The organism is Solimonas terrae, assembly GCF_011067135.1.
Classification (GTDB): Bacteria; Pseudomonadota; Gammaproteobacteria; order Nevskiales; family Nevskiaceae; genus Solimonas; species Solimonas terrae.
The window spans coordinates 66,575-86,096 of the sequence record NZ_JAAMOW010000011.1 but is presented as its reverse complement, the minus strand read 5'-3'; the positions used below and the strand labels follow the sequence as shown (position 1 = coordinate 86,096).

Here is a 19,522-nt window from a genome sequence, read left to right as displayed (position 1 = left end):
CGCAGGGAAACGGGGGCGGCGGCGCGTGCAAGAGTCGTATCGATACTGGGCTTTCATCAGCTACAGCCATCACGACCGGGTCTGGGCGCGCTGGCTGCATCGCCGCTTCGAGTCCTATCGCGTGCCGCGCCGTCTGCTCGGCCGCGAACACGCCGGCGCCGCGGTTCCGCGGCGGCTCTATCCGATCTTCCGAGACCGTGACGAGTTGCCGAGTTCGGCCGATCTCGGCGGCGTTGTGCAGCGCGCGCTGGTCGAGTCGCGTTTCCTGATCGTCATCTGCTCCGGGCGTGCGGCAGCGTCGCGCTGGGTCAACGAGGAGGTCGAGAGCTTCAAGAAGCTCGGCCGCGAGGAGCGCATCCTCTGCTTCAAGATCGACGCCTCCGAGCAGTGCTTCGTGCCCGCCCTGCTGCGGCACTACGACGCCGACGGACAGCCGACGGGGCGGGTCACCGAGCCGCTCGCCGCCGACGCGACGCCGACTGCCGACGGTCGCGACGCAGCGACGCTGAAGCTGATCGCCGGCATGATCGGCGTCGGCTACGACGAACTGCACCGGCGCGAACGGCGGCGGCGACTGCTGCGGCAGTTCGCCACGGCATGCGCGGCACTGGTGCTCGTCGCGCTGGCAGGCGCCGGCTGGCACTGGCAGCAGGTCGAGAAGCGTGCGGCGCTGGCAGCGCAGGCGCTGCAGACCCGGATCGAGCACCTGTACGAAGCGGGCCGCAACGAAATGCTCGCGCATGACGAGGCGCGCGCGGCGGTCTATCTGAACGAAGCCCATGGACTCGGTGTGGACACGCCGGCCCTGCGCTATCTGCTGGGCCGTGCGATGCAGGTCGTCGATGCCATGCGTCTGCGCATCCCGACACCGTCGCCCGTCATTCAGGCTCACCTCGGCCCCGACGATCGGCAGGCCTACGCGATCGGCGACGACCGCGTGCTGCGCGCCTACGATGCGCGTACCGGCCACGCCGAATACGCGCTCGATCTGGCGCCGCTGCCGGCCTTCCTGTCCGGTTACGGCAACGGCGGGCATGTCATCTGGATCGACAGCCGTCACGAGCAGGCGCCGCGTCGTCGCCTGCGGCTGCTGGACGCCGCGAGCGGGCGGACACTGGCGCAGTACGCAGCCGGCGACGACGCTCTCGGCATCGCCATGAACCCGCTCGACGACAGCGAGACGCATGTCGCTTACGTCGCGGCCGACGCCTCCATCACGGTGGCGGCACTGGCCGGCGGCAGCCGGCGCATTGCCGGCTCGTATGCGGCGACGGCGTTCTGCCACGACGGGCGCTCGCTGCTGACGGCGCGGCTCGACGGTATCGTCGAGTTGCGCGATGCGGCCGATGCTCGCCTGCGCCGTCGGTTCGACGGCCTGCGCGGTCACCCGAGCGTGCTGGCCTCGACCGCCGGCTGCGGCCTGGTCGCCGCCGGCACCAGCGACGGCGAAGTGCGTGTCTGGGATGCGCAGACCGGTGCGGTCCGCATGAGCAGCGGCCATCGCGAGCCGATCACCAATCTGATGTTCAGTGCCGACGGCAGCCGTCTGCTGAGTGTCGCCCACGCCGCGGCCAGCGTCTGGGACATGCGCAGCGGCGCATTGATCGACGCCGCGCGTCTGCGCGGCGGCGGCAACGGCATCCTGATGCGCGCCGATGGCCGCGAGATCGGCCAGCTGGTCGAAGGGCGACTGGTGATTTCCGACGTCGGATCGGGCCTCGATCTGTACACGCTCGATGGCCATCAGGGTTCGCCGAACGTGTTCCAGTTCGCAACCGACGGCGATCGCCTGATCAGCGGCGGTGCGGATGGCGCACTGCTGATCTGGGCGCTGCCCGATCGACCGGTGACGACGATCGGTACCGCACCGGAAGGCTACGCGCCGCCGACTGCCGTCAGCGACGACGGCCGGCAATTGTTCGCCGGCGATGCCAGCGGCGGCAGCCTGTGGTCGCGCGCGCCGCTGCAGCGTCTGCATCACTATGCCGACGAGCTTGGCGTGCTCAGTACTGCAGCGTTCAGCGGCGATGGCAGGGCGCTGGCGATGGCGGCGCGCGACGGCGACATCGAGATCGTCGACACCGACAGCAGTGCGACCACTCATCGCTACACCGCTGGCGCGCGACCGACCGCGCTGCATTTCGACGCTGCGGCGCACTACCTCAGCGCCGATCTGATCGGTGACGGCCTGACGATCTGGAAGCTCGCGAGCGACGAGCCGCAGTTGCAGCTGGCCGCGGGCGAAGCGCATGCGACGGCGATGGCGCCGGACGCATCGCTGCTTGCGGTTGGTGGGCACGGCGTCGTCCGGCTGCGCGATCTCGCGGCGCAGCGCTGGCGCTGGTCGGTCCGTCTGCCGATCGATCACGATGCCGACGCGGATGTCACGGTGCTCGCGTTCAGTGCCGACGGCCGGCGCCTGCTGGCGACCGCCAAGCGTGCCCAGGCTTTCGTGCTCGACGCCACCAGCGGGCAGCTGCTGTCGCAGGTGCGCGACGCGTCGTCGGCCTATTTCACGAGCGGGCGCTTCGACGCGGCCGGTACGCAGATCGTGCTCGGCGACTGGGGCAATCTCGCGTATCTGTGGCGACCTCGCGACCAGCGCTGGCTGAGCCTGAGCGGGCACACCAGTGCCGTCGAAGCGGTGTCGTTCACGGCGGATGGCGCACTGGCGATGAGCGCCGGCAACGACGGAGCGATTCGTGTCTGGGATTCGGCGACGGGCGAACTGCTCGACGCCTTCGTGGCGCACGACGATCTGATCCAGTGGAACGGCGCGCGTTTCACGCCGGACGGAAAGGCCATCATCAGCAGTGGTCGTGACGGCAGGGCGCGCCTGTGGACGCTGGCCCGGGAAGACCGCAGTGCGACGAACCTGGCCCGCGATCTGCGCTGTCGTGCATCGTGGCGGGTGGTCGGCGATGCGCTCGCGCAAGGCGCCGCCGATGTGTCGGCCTGCAGCGCAGCGGCCGGACCATGAAAAACGACGGTCGACAGGCCTGAGCCTGGCGACCGTCGCACGGGCACTACGGCTTACTTCTTGGCTTTCTTCGCGGCCTTCTTGGCCGGCGCCTTTTTGGCGACGAGCTTCTTCACCTTGGCGATGACCTTCTTCACGGCGCCGGTCTTCGCGGCTTTCTTGGCGGGCGCCTTCTTGGCAGCGGCCTTCTTGGCCGGTGCCTTCTTCGCCACCTTCTTCACGGCTTTCTTGACTGCCTTCTTGGCTGCTTTCTTCGCAGCCTTTTTCGGCGCTTTCTTCGGCGCCGGTGCTGCCATCATTTTCGTCGGTCCGGTTCCGGTAACCACTTCACCCATGTCAATCTCCCTGTGATGTCGCATAACCACGATGTTGCGGCGCATCCCTTTTGCCCGTGCATGGCGCTAAGTGATTCGCGTCGGAAAAGACGCCCGATTGGTCCGCAGCAGTGAAGCTAGCGCACTGCCGCGCGCCGCGCAAAGTATGACCATCCGCGAACCGCTCACCGTACGCAGCGCCGGCATCGACTCGAAGGTTCTGACGTGCCACGCGCGCACCGCTACAATCCGCGCCTTCGGATTCGGAACGATCACCTGCCTGCCATGCGCCTCTCGAAATTTCCGCTGTCGACGACCAAGGAGACGCCTGCCGATGCGCAGGTCGTCAGCCATCAACTGATGCTGCGCGCCGGCTACATCCGGCAGCTGGGCAGCGGTCTGTACAGCTGGATGCCGATCGGCCTGCGGACGCTGACCCGGATCGCGGCGATCGTGCGCGAGGAGATGAATCGCGCCGGTGCACTGGAAGTGCTGATGCCGTCGGTGCAGCCGGCGGAGCTGTGGCAGGAGTCCGGACGCTGGGACAAGATGGGCGCGGAAATGCTGCGCTTCAAGGATCGGCACCAGAATGATTTCTGCTACGGGCCGACGCACGAGGAAGTGATCTGCCATCACTTTCGCCAGGACTTCCGCAGCTACCGACAGCTGCCGGTCAATTTCTACCAGGTGCAGACCAAGTTCCGCGACGAGCGCCGCCCGCGCTTCGGCGTGATGCGTTCGCGCGAGTTCCTGATGAAGGATGCGTATTCCTTCCACATGACGGCGGACGACCTGCACCGCGAATATCTGAACATGCGCGACGCCTACGTGCGCATCTTCACGCGGCTCGGCGCGAACTTCCGGCCGGTGAAAGCCGACTCCGGCAACATCGGCGGCGCGCTGTCCGAGGAATTCCACATCCTGGCCGGTTCCGGCGAGGACCTGCTGGCGGTTGCCGAAGGCGGAACCTATGCCGCGAATGTGGAAGCCGCCGAGACGCTGCCGTCCGGCAAGCCGCGCGCGGCGGCGGGCGCGGCGATGACCAAAGTCTCGACGCCGGGCCAGAAGACCTGCGAGCAGGTCAGCAAATTTCTCGAGGTGTCGCTCAGTGGCAAGGTCAAGCTGCTGGTCGTGAAGGGCGCCGAGGGCGGCCTGATCGGCATCGCCCTGCGCGGCGATCACCAGCTCAACGAGATCAAGGCTGCCAAGCATCCGAAGATTGCGAGCCCGCTGACGATGGCGGCGCCGGAAGACGTGCTCAAGGTGTTCGGCTGCGAAGTCGGCTATCTCGGTCCGGTCGCGTGCCCGATTCCGGTGATCGCCGATTTCGCCGCGGCGGAAGTTGCCGACTTCGTCTGCGGCGCGAACGAAAACGACCATCACCTGAGCGGCGTGAACTGGGAGCGCGATTGTGCCGAGCCCGAGACGGCCGACCTGCGCATGATTGCCGAGGGTGACGTCAGCCCGGATGGCATCGGCACGATCAAGTTCTATCGCGGCATCGAAGGCGGTCACATCTTCCAGCTCGGCACCAAATACACCAGGGCGATGGGTGTCACGGTGCTCGATGCGGATGGCCAGGCCGTGGTCCCGGAGATGGGTTGCTACGGCATCGGCGTGACGCGCCTCGCGGCCGCCGTGATCGAGCAGTCGCATGATGCCAGCGGCATCATCTGGCCGGACGCGATCGCGCCGTTCCGCGTGATCATCTGCCCGATCGGCAGCGACAAGTCGCCGGCCGTGAAGGACGCTGCCGACAAGCTGCACGACGAACTGGCCGCCGCCGGCATCGATGTCGCGCTCGACGATCGCGGCAATCGCCCCGGTTCGATGTTCGCCGACGCCGAGCTGATCGGCATTCCGCATCGCATCGTCATCGGCGACAAGAGCCTCGCGACGCAGCAATTCGAGTACAAGCATCGCCGCGCCGAGAAGGCCGAGATGATCGCGGCGACCACCGCTGCCGTGCTCGAGCGTCTGTCGGCGTAGGACCATGCGGCGCGCACTGCTGCTCGCAGGCTGTTTCGCCGTGGTGGCCGGTCCGGCATTTGCCGGCCCCACCGGCGAGCCGGAGCCGGAATTGCGCGCGCTGCTGGCGAAGAACATCGATGCGGCCGACGGCTTCGAGCATCGCTTCGATGCCGAGGTCTGGTTCGTCGACATGTCCGGGCGTCTGCAGCCGTTCGTGCGCGACGACGCGCAGCGCCTGCAGCTGCTGCGACTCGTGCACAGCGAAGCGCGACGCGCCAAGCTCGCGCCGGAACTGGTGCTGTCGGTGATCGAAGTCGAAAGCCGCTTCAATCGTTACGCGGTGTCGAGCGCCGGCGCCCAGGGGCTGATGCAGATCATGCCGTTCTGGCTCAAGGAAATCGGCAAGCCCGACGACAACCTGTTTCACACGCAGACCAATCTGCGCATGGGCTGCACGATCCTCAAGTTCTATCTCGACAAGGAACACGGCAACCTGATCAACGCGCTCGGCCGCTACAACGGCAGCTACGGCAAACCCGACTACCCGATGCTGGTCGTCAACGCGCTGAACCGGCACTGGTACCACAGCTGATGGCTCGGCCGTCGGCTCGCTGCATGCGCGAGTTCCTGCGCTGGCAACGCGGACGGCAGGCGTCGGGTTACGACAAGATGCTGCTGGCGCGCGGGCTGTGGCCGCTGCCGTTCGACTGCTACTTGCTGCGTTTTCCGGAAGGCGCGGAAATCCGGCCGCACACCGATCCGGTAGGCGAGGGGCGGCACTTCCGGCTCAATATCGTGGTTCGTGAAGCGCGCGAGGGTGGCGAGTTCGTCTGCGCGGCGCCGATCCGGGCCAGTCGGCGCATCAAACTGTTCCGACCTGATGTCTGCGAGCACAGCGTCAGCCGCGTGCTGCGTGGCACGCGCCATGTGCTGAGCATCGGCTGGGTACGGCGCTGACGGTGGAGGTCCGAGCCGGCACCGCTTACATCGCGTGCCACCAGACCGGCAGCCAGCCGCCGTCGTGCAGGGTTTCGATCAGCAGCAGGATCGCGGCCGCCCAGCCGAACCACAGCGCGTCCGACAGGTGACGACGGAACTGGCGCGGATACATCGTGTACTGCTCCGGCTCGTCAAGCTGCGAGAATTTCGGCCAGAAGCGCGGCACCGTCGCAACGTAGCGCGTCCAGGCGTCGCCGTGCAGATCGGCCAGGCGCCGCTCCTCGGCAAGGATCACGCTCGGGTAGGTGATGGCGAACATGAGCGCGATGACCGCCGTGATGATCAGGCTTTCGCTCATGCAGCCGACGCCGACGGCGCCGATGCTGCTGAAGAAATACAGCGGATTGCGCGAGGTCGAATACGGACCGGTCGTCAGCAGCTCGCGGTTCTTGTAGCCGACGATGTAGAGATTGCACCAGAGGCGGCCGACCGTGGCGACGCCGATCAGCACCAGGCCCAGGCTGGTCAGCAGATCGCCGAACATCAGACCGGCACGGCTCCAGTAACTGCCGTTGAACAGGATCGCCACGCCCAGCAGGGCGACGAACGCGCGGGACAAGGGAATCCGCAGGCGCGATGCGCGGGCAAGGGTGGACATGGCAGGTACTCGGAAGGGAACGACGCCATTATTGCAGCGCAAGACGTGTCAACGCACGGTCAAGGCCCGGCGCGGCCTCCGTCAGCGGCTCATCAGGGCTTGCGACGCTGCCAGGCGTCCAGTCTGGCAGCCGCCTGTTTCTGCACCTTGCGCCGCAGCCAGCCACTACCCCCGAGCAGGCGGCCGCCGAGCCCCAGGGCCTGCGTCGCCCAGGCGTGGAAGTCGAAGACGTCGCGATGGTCGACGATCAGGCCGTCGCGGAAGCGGAAGCTGGCGTCGATGCGGTTGAGCACGGGCCGGCCGGTCCCGGAAAACGTGTAGTGCGCATCCCAGTGCGCGCGACCCTCGCTGTCGTCGGCGACGATGCCGCTGGCCTCGATGCGCAGGTCCTTGCCGCCGGCGCAGAGCATCGCCCACATCGCCCGCACACCGGCTCCGTCGAGCGCCGGAAACACCGGGTCGGCAAAGCGGGCATCGGCGTGATAGCAGGCCGCCATTGCCGCGGCGTCACGACGGGCGAACGCGGCGTAGAAGGTTTCCAGCAGCTGCGCATTGGGATGCATGACGGTTCCCCCGAAGTAGTGCCGCTAGAATAGCGCGCCCTGTTCCGCGGACTCCGCCATGACTGAAGTTCTCGTGCTGTATTACTCGCGTCACGGTTCGGTGGCGAAAATGGCGCGCCTGATTGCGCGCGGCATCGAGGCGGTCGACGGTGCCGGCGCGCGCCTGCGCACGGTGCCGCCGGTGACTGCCGATCACGCGGTGCGCGGTCCGGAAGTGCCGAACGAAGGCCCGCCCTACGTGCAGGCGCGCGATCTGTCCGAATGCGCCGGCCTCGTGCTCGGCAGCCCGACGCGTTTCGGCAACATGGCGGCGCCGCTCAAGCACTTCCTCGACAGCACCTCTGCGCAGTGGCTGTCGGGAACGCTGGTCGGCAAGCCGGCCGCGGTCTTCACGTCGACCGGCACGCTGCACGGCGGCCAGGAAACGACGCTGCTGTCGATGATGCTGCCGCTCATGCATCACGGCATGCTGCTGGTCGGCCTGCCGTACAGCGAACCGCAGCTGACGACGACGGCCGCCGGCGGTACGCCCTACGGTGCCAGCCATCACGCCGGCACCGGCAACGAGCCGCGCGCGCTGAGCAAGGACGAAGAAGCCCTGTGCCTGGCGCTGGGCCGGCGCGTCGCCGAGATCGCGGTGAAGCTCGCATGAAGCCACCGCGCATGCTCAGCGTCTACATGCGCGTGACGGCGCTGGTCGCGCATCTGGCACTGATCGTCCTGTTGATTGCCACCTCGACGTCGAAGCTCGGTCTGTGCGCCGGCCTGCTGCTGTTTGCGCCCTTGCCCGGCATGTTGCGCGGCAGCCGCTACGTGCACGCCTGGGCGAGCATGCTGCTCGTGGTCTACTGCGCCCTGCTGCTGGCCAACGGCTACGCGCAGACGCAGACCCAGTCGCTGATGTTCCTGCTTGCCGGGCTGGCGGCGATCGACTTCACCGGCATGGTCATGTACGTGCGCTTCGGCACGCGCGAAGCGGAAGCACAACGGCGTCAGGCGCCGTGAGCAGGAAGGCGTTCCGCCAATCCACCGATGTCGCTGCGGATCGGCGGGACGCCTTTTTCGTCAGGCGCCGAACTTGACGCCGAAGCTCACACCGTAGGTGATCGGCGACGCCCAGATCGACTGGATGCCGGTGGTGTTGGCGTTGATGTACGACAGGTAGTGCTTGTTGCCGAGGTTGTCGCCGAACACCGCGACGCTATAGCGGCTGCTCGGGTCCTGCCACTGCGCACGCAGCGACGCGACCGAATACGCGCCTTGGCGGAACTGTTCGCTGGGGTCGAAATAGAACGCCGAGCTGTAGTAGACGTTGCCGGACAGCGTGAACTGTCCGCTCGCGTCGGTGGGAATCAGATAGTTCGCGCCGATGTTCGCCGTGAAGTCCGGCGAGCGCTGCAGGCGGTCGCCGCTGGCATCGTTGGTGACCTGGACGATGGAGCCGTCACCGGATGCGCAGTACGTCGGTGCGGTCGGATCGGCCACCGCCGGATCACAGTAGCCATAGAACGGCGCGTTCTTGAACGAGCGATAGCGCGCGTGCGTCCAGGTCGCACCGGCATTGATGTCGAAGGTGCGCGTCACGCTGTAGCGGACCTGCCCTTCGACACCGTACACGCGCGCCGTTGCCGCGTTGGTGATCTGCGCGGCCCCGGCCTGAAAGCTCGAGACCTGCAGATCCTTGTAGTCGTACAGGAAACTCGCGAGGTCAAGCGCCCACTTGCGCTCTTCGTACTTGTAGCCGATCTCGTAGGCATTGTTCTTTTCCGGCTTGACCGGTTGCAGCGAGTAGCCGCCGACATTGAGGATGCCGGCCTTGTAGCCCTGCGTGTATGACGCGTAGATGCTGGATGCATCGTCGGGCTTGTAGCGCAGCACCACACGCGGCGTGAAGCTGTTGTCGCTGAGGTTCGGCACGTCGATCCGCGTCTGCGGGGCGCCATTGAACGGAATGTTTTCGCCGTCGCGTCCGGTGTAGCCGGTGAAGCCCGTGAACTGATTGGTGTTGAAGTACGCGTCGGTCACGCGGTCATGACTGAAGCGGCCGCCGAGCGTCAGGAACAGCTTGTTCTCGACCAGCGCATAGGTGGCATCCGCAAATGCGGCGAGCGAACCGGTCGTGGTGCTGGAGCCACCAAACGGCTGCAGATGCGTGGTGTCCGGGTCGGCGCCGAAACTCGGCACGTAGCCGGACGCCTTGAGGTCGGACCAGTCGTCTTTGTAGTAGAAGTAGTTGGCGCCGACTGTCCACTGCAGACTCGCATCCTTGTCGCTGGAGTTCAGCAGGAATTCCTGTGAAATGGTCGTGTCCTTGACGCCGATGTAAAGGTTGAAATACGGCACGGCCGTGGAATCGAGATCGTCGTTGTACGGCGTGAAGTCGTGCCGGTATTGGGTGTACGAGGTCAGCTGCGCGAAATCGAAATCGGCTTTGTAGGTCGCCTCGACCGCATTGGTGCGCTGGCGGAAGCTCACGGGCTGGTTCAGGGCGACATCGCCGGGCTTGGTCGCGTAGGAGCCGTCCGGCGCGCCGCGGTTGATCAACGCAAGGCCTCGGGAATCGCTATAGCCGTAGCTCGCCTGCGGATCGGCGACCGTCGAGAAGAAACGCGCATCTCCGCGCCGGTCGACGAACGCGTTGTACATCAGCGAGGTTGGGTCATTCATCGAGTCGTGCTCGTAGCGCAGCAGCAGCGAGCCCGCGTCACCGAAATCGGCTTTCATGCCGGTGCGCACCGACCAGTTCTCGTACCGACCGATGTGATTCTTCACGTCGGTGGCATCGTCGAAATAGCTGTCACCGCGGCGGTAGAGGCCTTCGATGTCGAAGGCCAGATTGTCGCCGACGCCGGTCGTGGCATAGGCCTGCAATGACGGCGCGTCGAAGCGTGCGTAGCCCGCCTTTGCTTCGGCTGACGTCTCGCGGCTCGGATCGGCCGTCGAGACGAGGATGGCGCCGCCCGTCGTGTTGCGGCCGAACAGCGTGCCCTGTGGTCCTTTCAGGACCTGAATGTTCTCCACATTCATGAGCTGGAAGTCGGACGCGTAGGTATTCGCGCGGAAAAAGCCATCGACATAAATGCCGACGTTGGGGCCGCCGCCGGACGTCGTGATCGCGGTGCCGACGCCACGGATACTTGGCTGCACGGCCGGGCCCGCGGCATCGAAGCGCAGTCCGGGTGTCACGCGGGCGGTGTCGGAGAGCTGATTGACGTTGGCCGTCGCGAGCTGATCGGCAGTCAGGGAAGTCACCGAGATCGGCACGTCGCGTGATTTTTCCTCGCGTCGCTGGGCCGTCACGATCACTTCCGCCATGTCGGTGGTGTCGTCAAGCGGCACGGCATCGGCCGCGGCTGCCGGCGCAGCTTCGGCGGCGGCCGCGTTGTCCGACGGGGTGTCCTGGGCGATGGCGGCCGACAGGGGCAGCAACGCGCTGGTGCTGATCGCGCCGGCTGCAACGACCCAGGTGAACGGATTCGACTTCATCTCTGCTCCTCCTTCTTGTGCGGCGGACGATGCCGCTGTCTGTCAGGACGAGGCCTGATGCAAAAATCGCAGGGGCCAGCCGCTACTACTCGTCACTGATGTCTATTTGACGAAAAGCATTAAACGCCTTAGGCCAATATTAGGCAAGCGTGCCGAAATCGGAACGAGATTTTCCCGGGCACGCGCGCCGTGCGTTCAGTCGGTTGAATATCTTTCAGCGACGTACACGTGACGGCGCGATCACTTGCTCGTGATCGCAGGGGCGGCTGTGGATACTTCCGGGTGGCGCCGCGTGGCGTGCTCTGCTCAGGCCGGCTAGCGGCCGACCAGCGAGCGGGCGATCACTTCCTTCATGATTTCGTTGGTACCGCCGTAGATGCGCTGGATGCGCGCGTCGGTCCAGTAGCGCGAGATCGGGTACTCGCTCATGTAGCCGTAGCCGCCGAACAGCTGCAGGCAGGCGTCGACGACGCGGCATTCCATTTCGCTGGTCGCGAGCTTGATGATCGCGGCCGTCGGCACGTCGAGCTTGCCTTCGGCGTAGAGCCGGCAGCACTTCTCGTAGAACGCGCGATTGATTTCGATGTCGGTCTTGATCCTGGCCAGCTCGAAGCGCGTGTTCTGGAAGCTCGACACGGGCTGGCCGAAGGCCTTGCGCGTGGTCACGTATTCGATCGTGCGTTCCAGTGCGCCTTCAGCGTGTGCGACCGCGGCGACCGCGAGCATCAGGCGCTCGCGCGGCAATTCATCCATCAGGTGGCCGAAGCCGTTGCCGGCGCGACCGAGCGCCGCACCGGCCCCGAGCGGCACATTGTCGAAGAACAGCTCCGAAGTATCGGCGGCGTGCATGCCGATCTTGTCGAGATTGCGGCCGCGCTTGAAGCCGGGCAGTTCGGTATCGACCAGAAACAGCGTCATGCCCTTGCCGCCAAGCCTGCCGTCCTTGGCGGCGACGATGACGACGCCGGCGTGCTGGCCGTTGGTGATGAAGGTCTTCGAGCCGTTGAGGCGATAGCCCTCGCCGTCAGGCTGGGCGTTGGTCTTGATCGCCTGCAGGTCGGAGCCGGTGCCGGGTTCGGTCATCGCCAGTGCGCCGAAACATTCGCCGCTGATCATCTTCGGCAGATATTTCTGCTTCTGTTCCTCGGAACCGAGATGCAGGATGTAGGGCGCGACGATGTCCGAGTGCATCATCAGGTTCGAGGTCAGCGACATGTAGCCGAGTCGCGCCGATTCCTCGGCGATCGCGAACGAGAATTCCAGCGGCGCGCCGGCGCCGCCGTATTCCTCCGGCACGTCCACGCACAGGAAGCCCGCCGCGCCCATCTTCAGATACAGCTCGCGCGGCACGATGCCGGCCTTTTCCCATTGCTCGTAATGCGGCTCGACCTCATCGGCAAGGAAGCGGCGCACGGTGTCGCGCCAGGCGGTCAATTCGGAGTCGAGGGCTTCGTTGCGCTGGGGTTCGGCGGCGGTCATGTCGGAATTCGGATCGGTAAATGAAAAAGCTGCGGGCCTGATGGCGCCGCAGCTCATGGTCCGGCCTGCGATCCGGTGATGCATCACCGGATCGCAGTAGGCAAAAGACGAATCAGCGCCCGACCAGCGAGCGTGCGATCACTTCTTTCATGATCTCCGAGGTGCCGCCGTAGATGCGCTGGATGCGCGCGTCGGCCCAGTAGCGCGAGATCGGATACTCGGTCATGTAACCGTAGCCGCCGAACAGCTGCAGGCAGGCGTCGGTGACCCGGCCTTCCATCTCGGTCGTCGCGAGCTTGATCATCGCTGCGGTCGTCACGTCCATCGTGCCGTTCGCATACATCGCCGTGCACTTCTCCATGTAGGCGCGATGGATCTCGATGTCGGTCTTGATCTTCGCCAGCTCGAAGCGCGTGTTCTGGAACGAGGCGATCGGCGTGCCGAAGGCCTTGCGCGTCGTCACGTATTCGATGGTCTTTTCCAGTGCACCCTGCGCATGCGCGACGGCCGACACGGCAAGCACCAGGCGTTCGCGCGGCAGCTCGTCGATCAGGTGGCCGAAGCCGCCGCCCAGGCGGCCCAGCACTTCGTCCTTGGAAATGCGCAGGTTGTCGAAGAACAGCTCCGAGGTATCGGCCGAATGCAGGCCGATCTTGTCGAGATTGCGGCCGCGCTTGAAGCCCGGCAACGTGGTGTCGACGGTGAACAGCGTGGTGCCCCTGGCGCCGGCCTTGGGATCGGTCTTGGTCGCGAGCACGACCACGCCGGCATGCTGGCCGTTGGTGATGAAGGTCTTGGAGCCGTTGATGAGGTAGTCGTCGCCGTCGGGCGTTGCGCTGGTCTTCATGCCCTGCAGGTCGGAACCGGCGCCGGGTTCGGTCATGCCGATCGCGCCGATGCATTCGCCGGACGCCATCTTCGGCAGGTACTTCTGCTTCTGCGCTTCGCTGCCCAGGTGGAGGATGTACGGCGCGGCGATGTCCGAATGCACGGTGAGATTCGAGGCCAGTGCGAGAAAACCCATGCGCGCGACCTCCTCGACGATCACGCAGGAGAACTCGAAAGGCGCGCCGATGCCGCCGTATTCCTCGGGCTGATCGACACAGAGCAGTCCGGCTTCACCCATCTGCAGGTACAAATCCTTCGGGAAGATGCCGGCCTTTTCCCACTTCTCGTAGTGCGGCTCGACGTTGTCGGCGAGAAAGCGCTTGACGGTGTCGCGGAAAAGTTCGAGTTCTTCGGTGCCCATCGTGTTACCTCGGCTTATGGCAAGTCTTACCGGCGCGCATTGTCGCGCGTGCGTTTGGTTTTGGCCCCACCCCTGGCGGGTGGTGTTCAGTCGCGAAAGCGCCTGACCAGATCGTTATAGGCGTCGATGCGGCGATCCCTCAGGAACGGCCACCAGCGCCGCACGTCCTCGCTGCGTTGCAGGTCGACGTCGGTGACCAAGACGTCGGCTTTCTCGCCGGCCTTGGCGATGAATTCGCCCTGCGGGCCGGCGACGAAGCTGTGCCCCCAGAACTGCGAGCCGGGCCACTGGCCCATCGGGTCGGGTTCGAAGCCGACGCGGTTGGCGACGATCACCGGCAGGCCGTTGGCAACGGCATGCGCACGCTGGATCGTCACCCAGGCGTCGCGCTGGCGCGCACGTTCTTCCGCGCTGTCGTCCGGGTTCCAGCCGATCGCGGTCGGATAGAGCAGCACGTCGGCACCGGCCAGCGCCATCAGGCGCGCGGCTTCCGGATACCACTGGTCCCAGCACACCAGCACGCCGAGCTTGCCGACGCTGGTCTCGATCGGCGTGAAGCCCAGGTCGCCCGGCGTGAAGTAGAACTTCTCGTAGTAGCCCGGATCGTCCGGGATGTGCATCTTGCGGTACTTGCCGGCCAGCGAGCCATCCTTTTCGAGCACGACGGCCGTGTTGTGGTACAGGCCCGGCGCGCGGCGCTCGAACAGCGAGCCGACGATGACCACGCCGAGTTCCCTGGCGAGTGCGCCGAGGAACTCGGTCGACGGGCCGGGAATCGCTTCGGCGAGGTCGAACAGTTCGGTCGATTCGTGCTGGCAGAAATACAGCGAGGTATGCAGCTCCTGCAGCAACACCAGCCGGGCGCCGCCGGCCGCGGCTGCCCGGATGCCGTCTTCCGACATCTTCAGGTTGACGTCGCGATCATCGGTGCAGGGCTGTTGCACGACGCCGACGCGCAGTGTCCGCCGCTGGCCGGCCGTCCGGTCCTGCGGTTTGCTCGGTGATTTCTTCGGGGCTGGGCTCATGGTGCGCTCGGAATCTGCATGGTCACGCAGTGCAGGCTGCCATATTGCGCGATCAGCGCGCGGCAATCGATGCCGATCACCTCGCGGTCGGGGAAGCAGGGCTGCAGGCGACCGAGCGCGATCGGATCGTTGATCGCGTCGCCATAGGTCGGCACCAGCACCGCATCGTTGAGAATCAGGAAATTCGGATAACCGGCCGGCAGGCGCCGATCGTCTTCGTCGAAGATGGCCGTCGGCAGCGGCAGGGCGACCAGCTTGTACGGCGCGCCACTGGCGGTGCGCAGCGCCTGCAACTCGGCTTCGAGCGCGCGCAGGTCTTCGTAGTGCGCATCGTTGGCGTCGTCGCAGGCCTGGTAGGCAATCGTGTTCGCATCGCAGAAGCGCGCGATCGTGTCGATGTGGCCGTCGGTGTCGTCGCCGATCAGATCGCCATGCTTCAGCCACAGCACGCGGTTCACGCCGAACCAGGTTTTCAGCCGGGCTTCGATCTGCGGTTTGTCGAAGGCGGGATTGCGGGTCTTCGCCAGCAGACAGCGCTCGGTCGTCAGCAGCGTGCCCAGGCCGTCCGATTCAATGCCGCCGCCTTCGAGCACGAAGTCCAGCGAGTCGACCGGTGCATCCCAGACCTGCTGTGCGTCGAGTGCGCGCGTGATCGTGTTGTCGAGGCCGGCTTCGAACTTGCCGCCCCAGCCGTTGAAGATGAAATCCAGATGCACGGGGTGGCCGTCGCGGAACACCGTGATCGGACCGTGATCACGGGCCCAGACATCGTTCGCCGCGACCGTGAACAGATGCAGGCGATCATCGCGTGCGCCGGCGGCGAGCAGGCGTGCGCGCAGGGCTTCGCGGTCGGAGCCGCAGGCAATGATCAGTTTCTGGAAGCGGGTGATGGCGGTCGCCAGCGTCACGAAGGTCTGCTCGACCGCATCGAACGATTTCGCGAAGTCGCCGTCGGGGCGCGGCCAGGTCAGCTGCACGGCGCTTTGCGGCGCCCATTCGGCGGGGAGGACAACACTCATGGCGTGGCGACTCGGGATCGGAAGGGGAAACGAAGCGGGGCGCTGTGCGCGCCCCGTATTCCGCTGAACCGAATTTTACCGCGCGAATGCGGCTGTTGCTTTACGGCGTCCGCTTGAGTTCGTCGACGTGCGAGATCGGCGGCGGATCGCCCTTGACGACGACATCAACGACCGTGGTGCGCTCGAAGAACACCGAATAGCCGTCGTAATCCCAGCGCGTGATCGGCGGGTGCTTGGGACTGCCGCCACCGACCGGCGCGTGGCGCTGGCGTGGCTCGCCGAATTCCTTGAGTACCGTGGCCTCGTGCTCGCCGCGGTGCGGCAGGATCACCGGGTGCGGCGGCATTTCGCCGGCCGGCGGCATGACGAGTTCATCGGCCGACGCAGGCAGCGCGTAAGCCGACACGATCAGGCCGCAGAGCGCGGCCGCCATCATAGAAAAAGTCTTGCGCATAAAAAGACTTGGCCCCCAAAGCTTGAGCCGACTATAGCACTGGCGCCGAAGATTTCGCAGGTGGGGCGGCGCGCACCGGATCGGCCAGCGTGACGCGCAGGAAGTCGGCGAAGGCCTGCACGGCCAGCGACGATTGGCGATGACCCGGATAAATCACGTGCACGCCGAGCGGCGGCGGGCGGCAATCGTCGAGCACGCTGATCAGTTCACCGTTCTGCAGTTGCGCGGCGACGATGAACGCCGGCAGTTGCGTCAGGCCGAGGCCGGCACAGGCGGCATCGCGCAGCAGCTCGCCGTTGTTCGCGCAGAGCCGGCCGTTGATGGCGACCGCTCGTGGCTTGCCGTGCTGCAGGAAGTTCCAGGCGACCTTCGGAGCGTGGCCATACGGCAGGCAGTCGTGCTCGCGCAGGTCGGCGGGCGTCTGCGGTGTCCCGCGGCGCTGGCGATAGCCGGGGCTGCAGCAGACCAGCATGTCCATCTCCGCAACACGGTGCGCGATCATCGACGAGTCGGGCAGGGTGCCGATGCGCACGCCGGCGTCATAGCCTTCACCGACCAGATCGACGCTGCGGTCGTTGAGCTGCAGTTCGACCGACAGCTGCGGATGCGCTTCGATGAAGCGTGGCAGGGCCGGACTGAGGATCATGGTGCCGAAGCTCATCGGTGCCGTGATGCGCAGGCGGCCCCGCGGTGCGCGGTTCTGGCGCGTGATGGACTGCTCGGCGGCGTCGACCTCCTGCACCAGACGACTGGCCTGCTCGTGGTAACTCATGCCGAGCGCCGTCGTGCGCAGGCTGCGCGTGGTACGGATCAGCAGGCGAACGCCAAGACGCGCTTCCAGCGCCGCCAGCCGCCTGCTGACGAACTGCTTGGACAGACCGAGTTTTTCGCCGGCGGCCGTGAAGCTGCCGGAATCGACGGTCTGCACGAACAGGCGCATGTCTTCGAGTTGATTCATTGTCATCTTTTTAGAGACAGTGATTCGCACAATAGACGATTTATCAATTGAATGGTCGACACTAGGATGGCGCCATCGTCAACGCAGAGGTGGCGCGAGCCGCCAGGGAGCAGAACATGGACATCATCCGTGCCGACCAGCGTGGTGTCGCCGAACACGGCTGGCTGTCGTCGCGGCACACGTTCTCGTTCGGCAGTTACTACAACCCGCAGCAGATCGGCTTTTCCGACCTGCGCGTGATCAATGATGACCACGTCGAGCCGGGCGAGGGTTTCGGCCGGCATCCGCATCGCGACATGGAAATCTTCTCGTACGTCCTCGACGGCGCGCTCGAACACCGGGACAGCATGGGCACCGGTTCGGTGATCCGGCCCGGCGATGTGCAGATCATGAGTGCCGGCAGCGGGGTCGCGCACAGTGAATACAACCATTCCAAAGTGCTCGATGTGCACTTCCTGCAGATCTGGATCATGCCGGCGGTGACCGGAGCCGAGCCGCGTTACCAGCAGCGTCACTTCACGGAGGACGAAAAGCGTGGGCGCCTGCGTCTGATCCTGTCCCCCGACGGCGGCGAGGATTCCTTGCAGATCCGGCAGGACGTGCGGGTCTGGGCGGGCCTGTTCGACGGCGACGAAAGCGCGACGCTGGAACTGCCGGCGCAGCGGCACGGTTATGTGCACGTCGCCCGCGGAGCGATCGAGCTCAATGGCGAAACGCTCGCGGCCGGCGACGGCCTGCGCCTGCGCGGCGGTGGGCCGCTGCGCTTCGCAGGCGGCCAGGACGCCGAAGTGCTGGTCTTCGATCTGCGGCCGTTCGAAGTCCCGCAGGCGCCGTAAGGGCGAGCCCCGCGATCCGCAATTGCGATCGCGGGGCTTTCGGTCCGGACCAGCGGTGTCAGGCGACCCGGCTGTTGCGGACCGGCTCGGCAATGGACGGAATGTCCGGCAGGATATTCTCGATGATCAGGCGGCGGTACTTGACCGCATAACGTGGCGGCGCGGACGCCAGCGCGCGCAAGGCACGCTCTTCGTCACCGGCCTCCGGCGCACGCACGAGCACGAAGTCATGACCGTCCCGCGCCAGTTCCAGCTGCTTCTGGCGGGTCGGCATGCTCGATCCGGTCGACGCGAACAAGGACGGGTGTTCGAGGTTCCGGGACGCTGCCTTGTGCATGTCGGCTGCCGACACGTACTGGACGTCGTCATCGCCGAAGCCCTGTGCGTGCAGGCTCTGTTCGGCCTTTCTGGCGGCCGCGCGATCGGCAAAGCCGCTGACGATATAGCCGGTCGGATAGAACATTCCGGCCTCGGAGATCTGATTGGCGTCTTCCTGACGCCTGAGCTTGTTCATCGCCGCACTCCATGTGACGGAAGGGAGATTCCTTCACGATTTAGAGGCGCGAAGCCGCATGAGGTTCATCAAGCCCCGGTTCAGGCCCGGCGTCTGGCATCGTCCCATGCGGAAGCCGCGATGCCCGCCCGTTCGCCGGCGTCCAGCAGCAAGGCCTCTTCGTCGTCCACGCTCCAGAGCTGGCGGCTTTCCAGATAGCGTTTGAGCCGCTTGATCGGACAGTGATCCCAGGCTGCCCGCAATTCGGCATCCGAGCGTGGCGGCTCGAAGGCATCGGCGTGCGGCGGGCGATCGCGCAGCGGCCAGGTGATCACTTCGATCAGCACCGGACCCCGGCCACCGCGCGCCCGGGTGACATGGCGCTGCAGGCTGTCGTGCATGGCGATGGCATCGTTGCCGTCGACCAGTTCGTCGACGATGCCGGCGGCGATCGTTCGGCTCGTCAGCCTTGCCGTGTCTTCTGCGGCCGGCGGCTGCCGCCACAGGCGACGCGGAACGACGAAGATCAGCGGCAGGCCATGGTGCTCGAGCATGTTCAACGACGGACGCAGTTCCGTTGCGTCCGCGAGTCCGTCATCACCGGGTGCCAGCACGATCGCCGACGCCCGATCCGGCGTCGCGCCTGCTGCGATCTCGCGGGCGCGGGCAAGTGCCCGTGACGCGGGCGCGGGCTGCTGCGCGCTGGCATCGCTCCAGTAGCGCAGCACATCGAGCAGGCCGGCGTCGCGCAGCGACTGCAGGCTGTATTCGCGTCCTGCCGCGACGAACAGATCATCGGCACGCAGGCTCAGCGCAAGGGCGGCGACGATCGCTTCCTGACCGAGACAGGCGCTGTAGTGTTCGAGCCGACCGCAGCGCTGCAACGCGAGGGCCGTTTTGTCGAAGATCCGGGTCTCGACCATGCGACGATACAGCTCGCGCAGCATTTCCGGGTGCCGTGCGAATTCCGGCAGCGGTGCGCACAGTTGTGCGTCGGCACCGAGAAACTGTGTCAGCACCGGCTTGCCGGCCTCGTCGTCCCGCGCCGTTACCGACGAACTCACTTGCGCCCCCTTGCCGTGGTTCCGCTTGGGCGAC

At 66.0% G+C, this 19,522-nt stretch carries 19 protein-coding genes; 7 read left to right on the top strand and 12 right to left on the bottom strand.

Going from position 1 to position 19,522, the window contains the following annotated elements:
• Positions 1 to 25: 25 nt before the first annotated feature.
• A complete protein-coding gene (locus G7Y85_RS20715; RefSeq protein ID WP_166261223.1) occupies positions 26 to 2,980 on the top strand; it encodes a toll/interleukin-1 receptor domain-containing protein in 2,955 nt (984 codons plus the stop codon).
• Between the two features lie 53 nt (positions 2,981 to 3,033).
• Here the strand turns inward: G7Y85_RS20715 and G7Y85_RS18985 are convergent, their stop codons facing one another.
• Positions 3,034 to 3,360: a hypothetical protein gene (locus G7Y85_RS18985; protein WP_194241252.1), complete on the bottom strand. Its 327-nt coding sequence runs from the start codon at positions 3,358 to 3,360 to the stop codon at positions 3,034 to 3,036.
• A gap of 219 nt (positions 3,361 to 3,579) precedes the next feature.
• Here G7Y85_RS18985 and G7Y85_RS18980 point away from each other — a divergent pair, with 219 nt between their 5' ends.
• Genes G7Y85_RS18980 through G7Y85_RS18970 form a run of 3 tightly spaced genes read left to right on the top strand, consistent with a single transcriptional unit; the run spans position 3,580 to position 6,222 of the window.
• A complete protein-coding gene (locus G7Y85_RS18980) occupies positions 3,580 to 5,283 on the top strand; it encodes a proline--tRNA ligase (protein WP_166261221.1) in 1,704 nt (567 codons plus the stop codon).
• A gap of 4 nt (positions 5,284 to 5,287) precedes the next feature.
• Positions 5,288 to 5,857, top strand: a complete 570-nt coding sequence (locus G7Y85_RS18975; RefSeq protein ID WP_166261219.1) for a lytic transglycosylase domain-containing protein — start codon at positions 5,288 to 5,290, stop codon at positions 5,855 to 5,857.
• Positions 5,858 to 5,880: 23 nt separating this feature from the next.
• Positions 5,881 to 6,222, top strand: a complete 342-nt coding sequence (locus G7Y85_RS18970) for a 2OG-Fe(II) oxygenase family protein (protein WP_166261217.1) — start codon at positions 5,881 to 5,883, stop codon at positions 6,220 to 6,222.
• Between the two features lie 25 nt (positions 6,223 to 6,247).
• On the opposite strand, the gene G7Y85_RS18965 is transcribed toward G7Y85_RS18970, so the two are convergent.
• Both G7Y85_RS18965 and G7Y85_RS18960 read right to left on the bottom strand, forming a co-directional pair.
• The gene (locus G7Y85_RS18965) at positions 6,248 to 6,862 is read right to left on the bottom strand and encodes a methyltransferase family protein (protein ID WP_166261215.1); all 615 of its coding nucleotides are present in this window, start codon (positions 6,860 to 6,862) and stop codon (positions 6,248 to 6,250) included.
• A gap of 92 nt (positions 6,863 to 6,954) precedes the next feature.
• Entirely contained in the window at positions 6,955 to 7,425 is a 471-nt protein-coding gene (locus tag G7Y85_RS18960; RefSeq protein WP_166261213.1) for a nuclear transport factor 2 family protein, read from the bottom strand.
• Positions 7,426 to 7,483: 58 nt separating this feature from the next.
• On the opposite strand from G7Y85_RS18960, the gene wrbA reads away from it, so the two are divergent.
• Both wrbA and G7Y85_RS18950 read left to right on the top strand, forming a co-directional pair.
• Positions 7,484 to 8,077 (top strand): NAD(P)H:quinone oxidoreductase, encoded by a 594-nt coding sequence (gene wrbA, locus G7Y85_RS18955; protein ID WP_166261211.1) that lies wholly within the window; start codon positions 7,484 to 7,486, stop codon positions 8,075 to 8,077.
• Positions 8,074 to 8,430, top strand: coding sequence for a DUF2069 domain-containing protein (locus G7Y85_RS18950; protein ID WP_166261209.1), 357 nt, complete (start codon positions 8,074 to 8,076; stop codon positions 8,428 to 8,430). Before wrbA ends, G7Y85_RS18950 begins: the two co-directional genes overlap by 4 nt.
• 60 nt (positions 8,431 to 8,490) lie before the next feature.
• Here the strand turns inward: G7Y85_RS18950 and G7Y85_RS18945 are convergent, their stop codons facing one another.
• The 7 genes from G7Y85_RS18945 to G7Y85_RS18915 form a co-directional block, all read right to left on the bottom strand.
• Positions 8,491 to 10,911, bottom strand: a complete 2,421-nt coding sequence (locus tag G7Y85_RS18945; RefSeq protein WP_206675621.1) for a TonB-dependent receptor — start codon at positions 10,909 to 10,911, stop codon at positions 8,491 to 8,493.
• A 315-nt stretch (positions 10,912 to 11,226) separates the two neighbouring features.
• Positions 11,227 to 12,390: an acyl-CoA dehydrogenase family protein gene (locus G7Y85_RS18940; protein ID WP_166261207.1), complete on the bottom strand. Its 1,164-nt coding sequence runs from the start codon at positions 12,388 to 12,390 to the stop codon at positions 11,227 to 11,229.
• Between the two features lie 112 nt (positions 12,391 to 12,502).
• The gene (locus tag G7Y85_RS18935; RefSeq protein WP_166261205.1) at positions 12,503 to 13,639 is read right to left on the bottom strand and encodes an acyl-CoA dehydrogenase family protein; all 1,137 of its coding nucleotides are present in this window, start codon (positions 13,637 to 13,639) and stop codon (positions 12,503 to 12,505) included.
• Between the two features lie 86 nt (positions 13,640 to 13,725).
• Complete coding sequence (locus G7Y85_RS18930) at positions 13,726 to 14,664, bottom strand: carbon-nitrogen hydrolase (protein WP_166261203.1); 939 nt, start codon at positions 14,662 to 14,664, stop codon at positions 13,726 to 13,728.
• Complete coding sequence (locus tag G7Y85_RS18925; protein ID WP_166261201.1) at positions 14,661 to 15,683, bottom strand: agmatine deiminase family protein; 1,023 nt, start codon at positions 15,681 to 15,683, stop codon at positions 14,661 to 14,663. The genes G7Y85_RS18930 and G7Y85_RS18925 overlap by 4 nt, the downstream gene beginning before the upstream one ends.
• A gap of 100 nt (positions 15,684 to 15,783) precedes the next feature.
• Positions 15,784 to 16,137: a hypothetical protein gene (locus G7Y85_RS18920; RefSeq protein ID WP_206675620.1), complete on the bottom strand. Its 354-nt coding sequence runs from the start codon at positions 16,135 to 16,137 to the stop codon at positions 15,784 to 15,786.
• Between the two features lie 31 nt (positions 16,138 to 16,168).
• Positions 16,169 to 17,095 carry a LysR family transcriptional regulator gene (locus tag G7Y85_RS18915; RefSeq protein ID WP_166261199.1) on the bottom strand — a complete coding sequence of 309 codons (927 nt, stop codon included), beginning with the start codon at positions 17,093 to 17,095 and terminating at the stop codon, positions 16,169 to 16,171.
• A 116-nt stretch (positions 17,096 to 17,211) separates the two neighbouring features.
• Here G7Y85_RS18915 and G7Y85_RS18910 point away from each other — a divergent pair, with 116 nt between their 5' ends.
• Positions 17,212 to 17,931 carry a pirin family protein gene (locus G7Y85_RS18910; protein ID WP_166261197.1) on the top strand — a complete coding sequence of 240 codons (720 nt, stop codon included), beginning with the start codon at positions 17,212 to 17,214 and terminating at the stop codon, positions 17,929 to 17,931.
• Between the two features lie 58 nt (positions 17,932 to 17,989).
• On the opposite strand, the gene G7Y85_RS18905 is transcribed toward G7Y85_RS18910, so the two are convergent.
• Both G7Y85_RS18905 and G7Y85_RS18900 read right to left on the bottom strand, forming a co-directional pair.
• Positions 17,990 to 18,445, bottom strand: coding sequence for a hypothetical protein (locus G7Y85_RS18905; protein WP_166261195.1), 456 nt, complete (start codon positions 18,443 to 18,445; stop codon positions 17,990 to 17,992).
• A gap of 80 nt (positions 18,446 to 18,525) precedes the next feature.
• The gene (locus tag G7Y85_RS18900) at positions 18,526 to 19,488 is read right to left on the bottom strand and encodes a thiamine pyrophosphate-dependent enzyme (RefSeq protein ID WP_166261193.1); all 963 of its coding nucleotides are present in this window, start codon (positions 19,486 to 19,488) and stop codon (positions 18,526 to 18,528) included.
• Positions 19,489 to 19,522 lie beyond the last annotated feature (34 nt).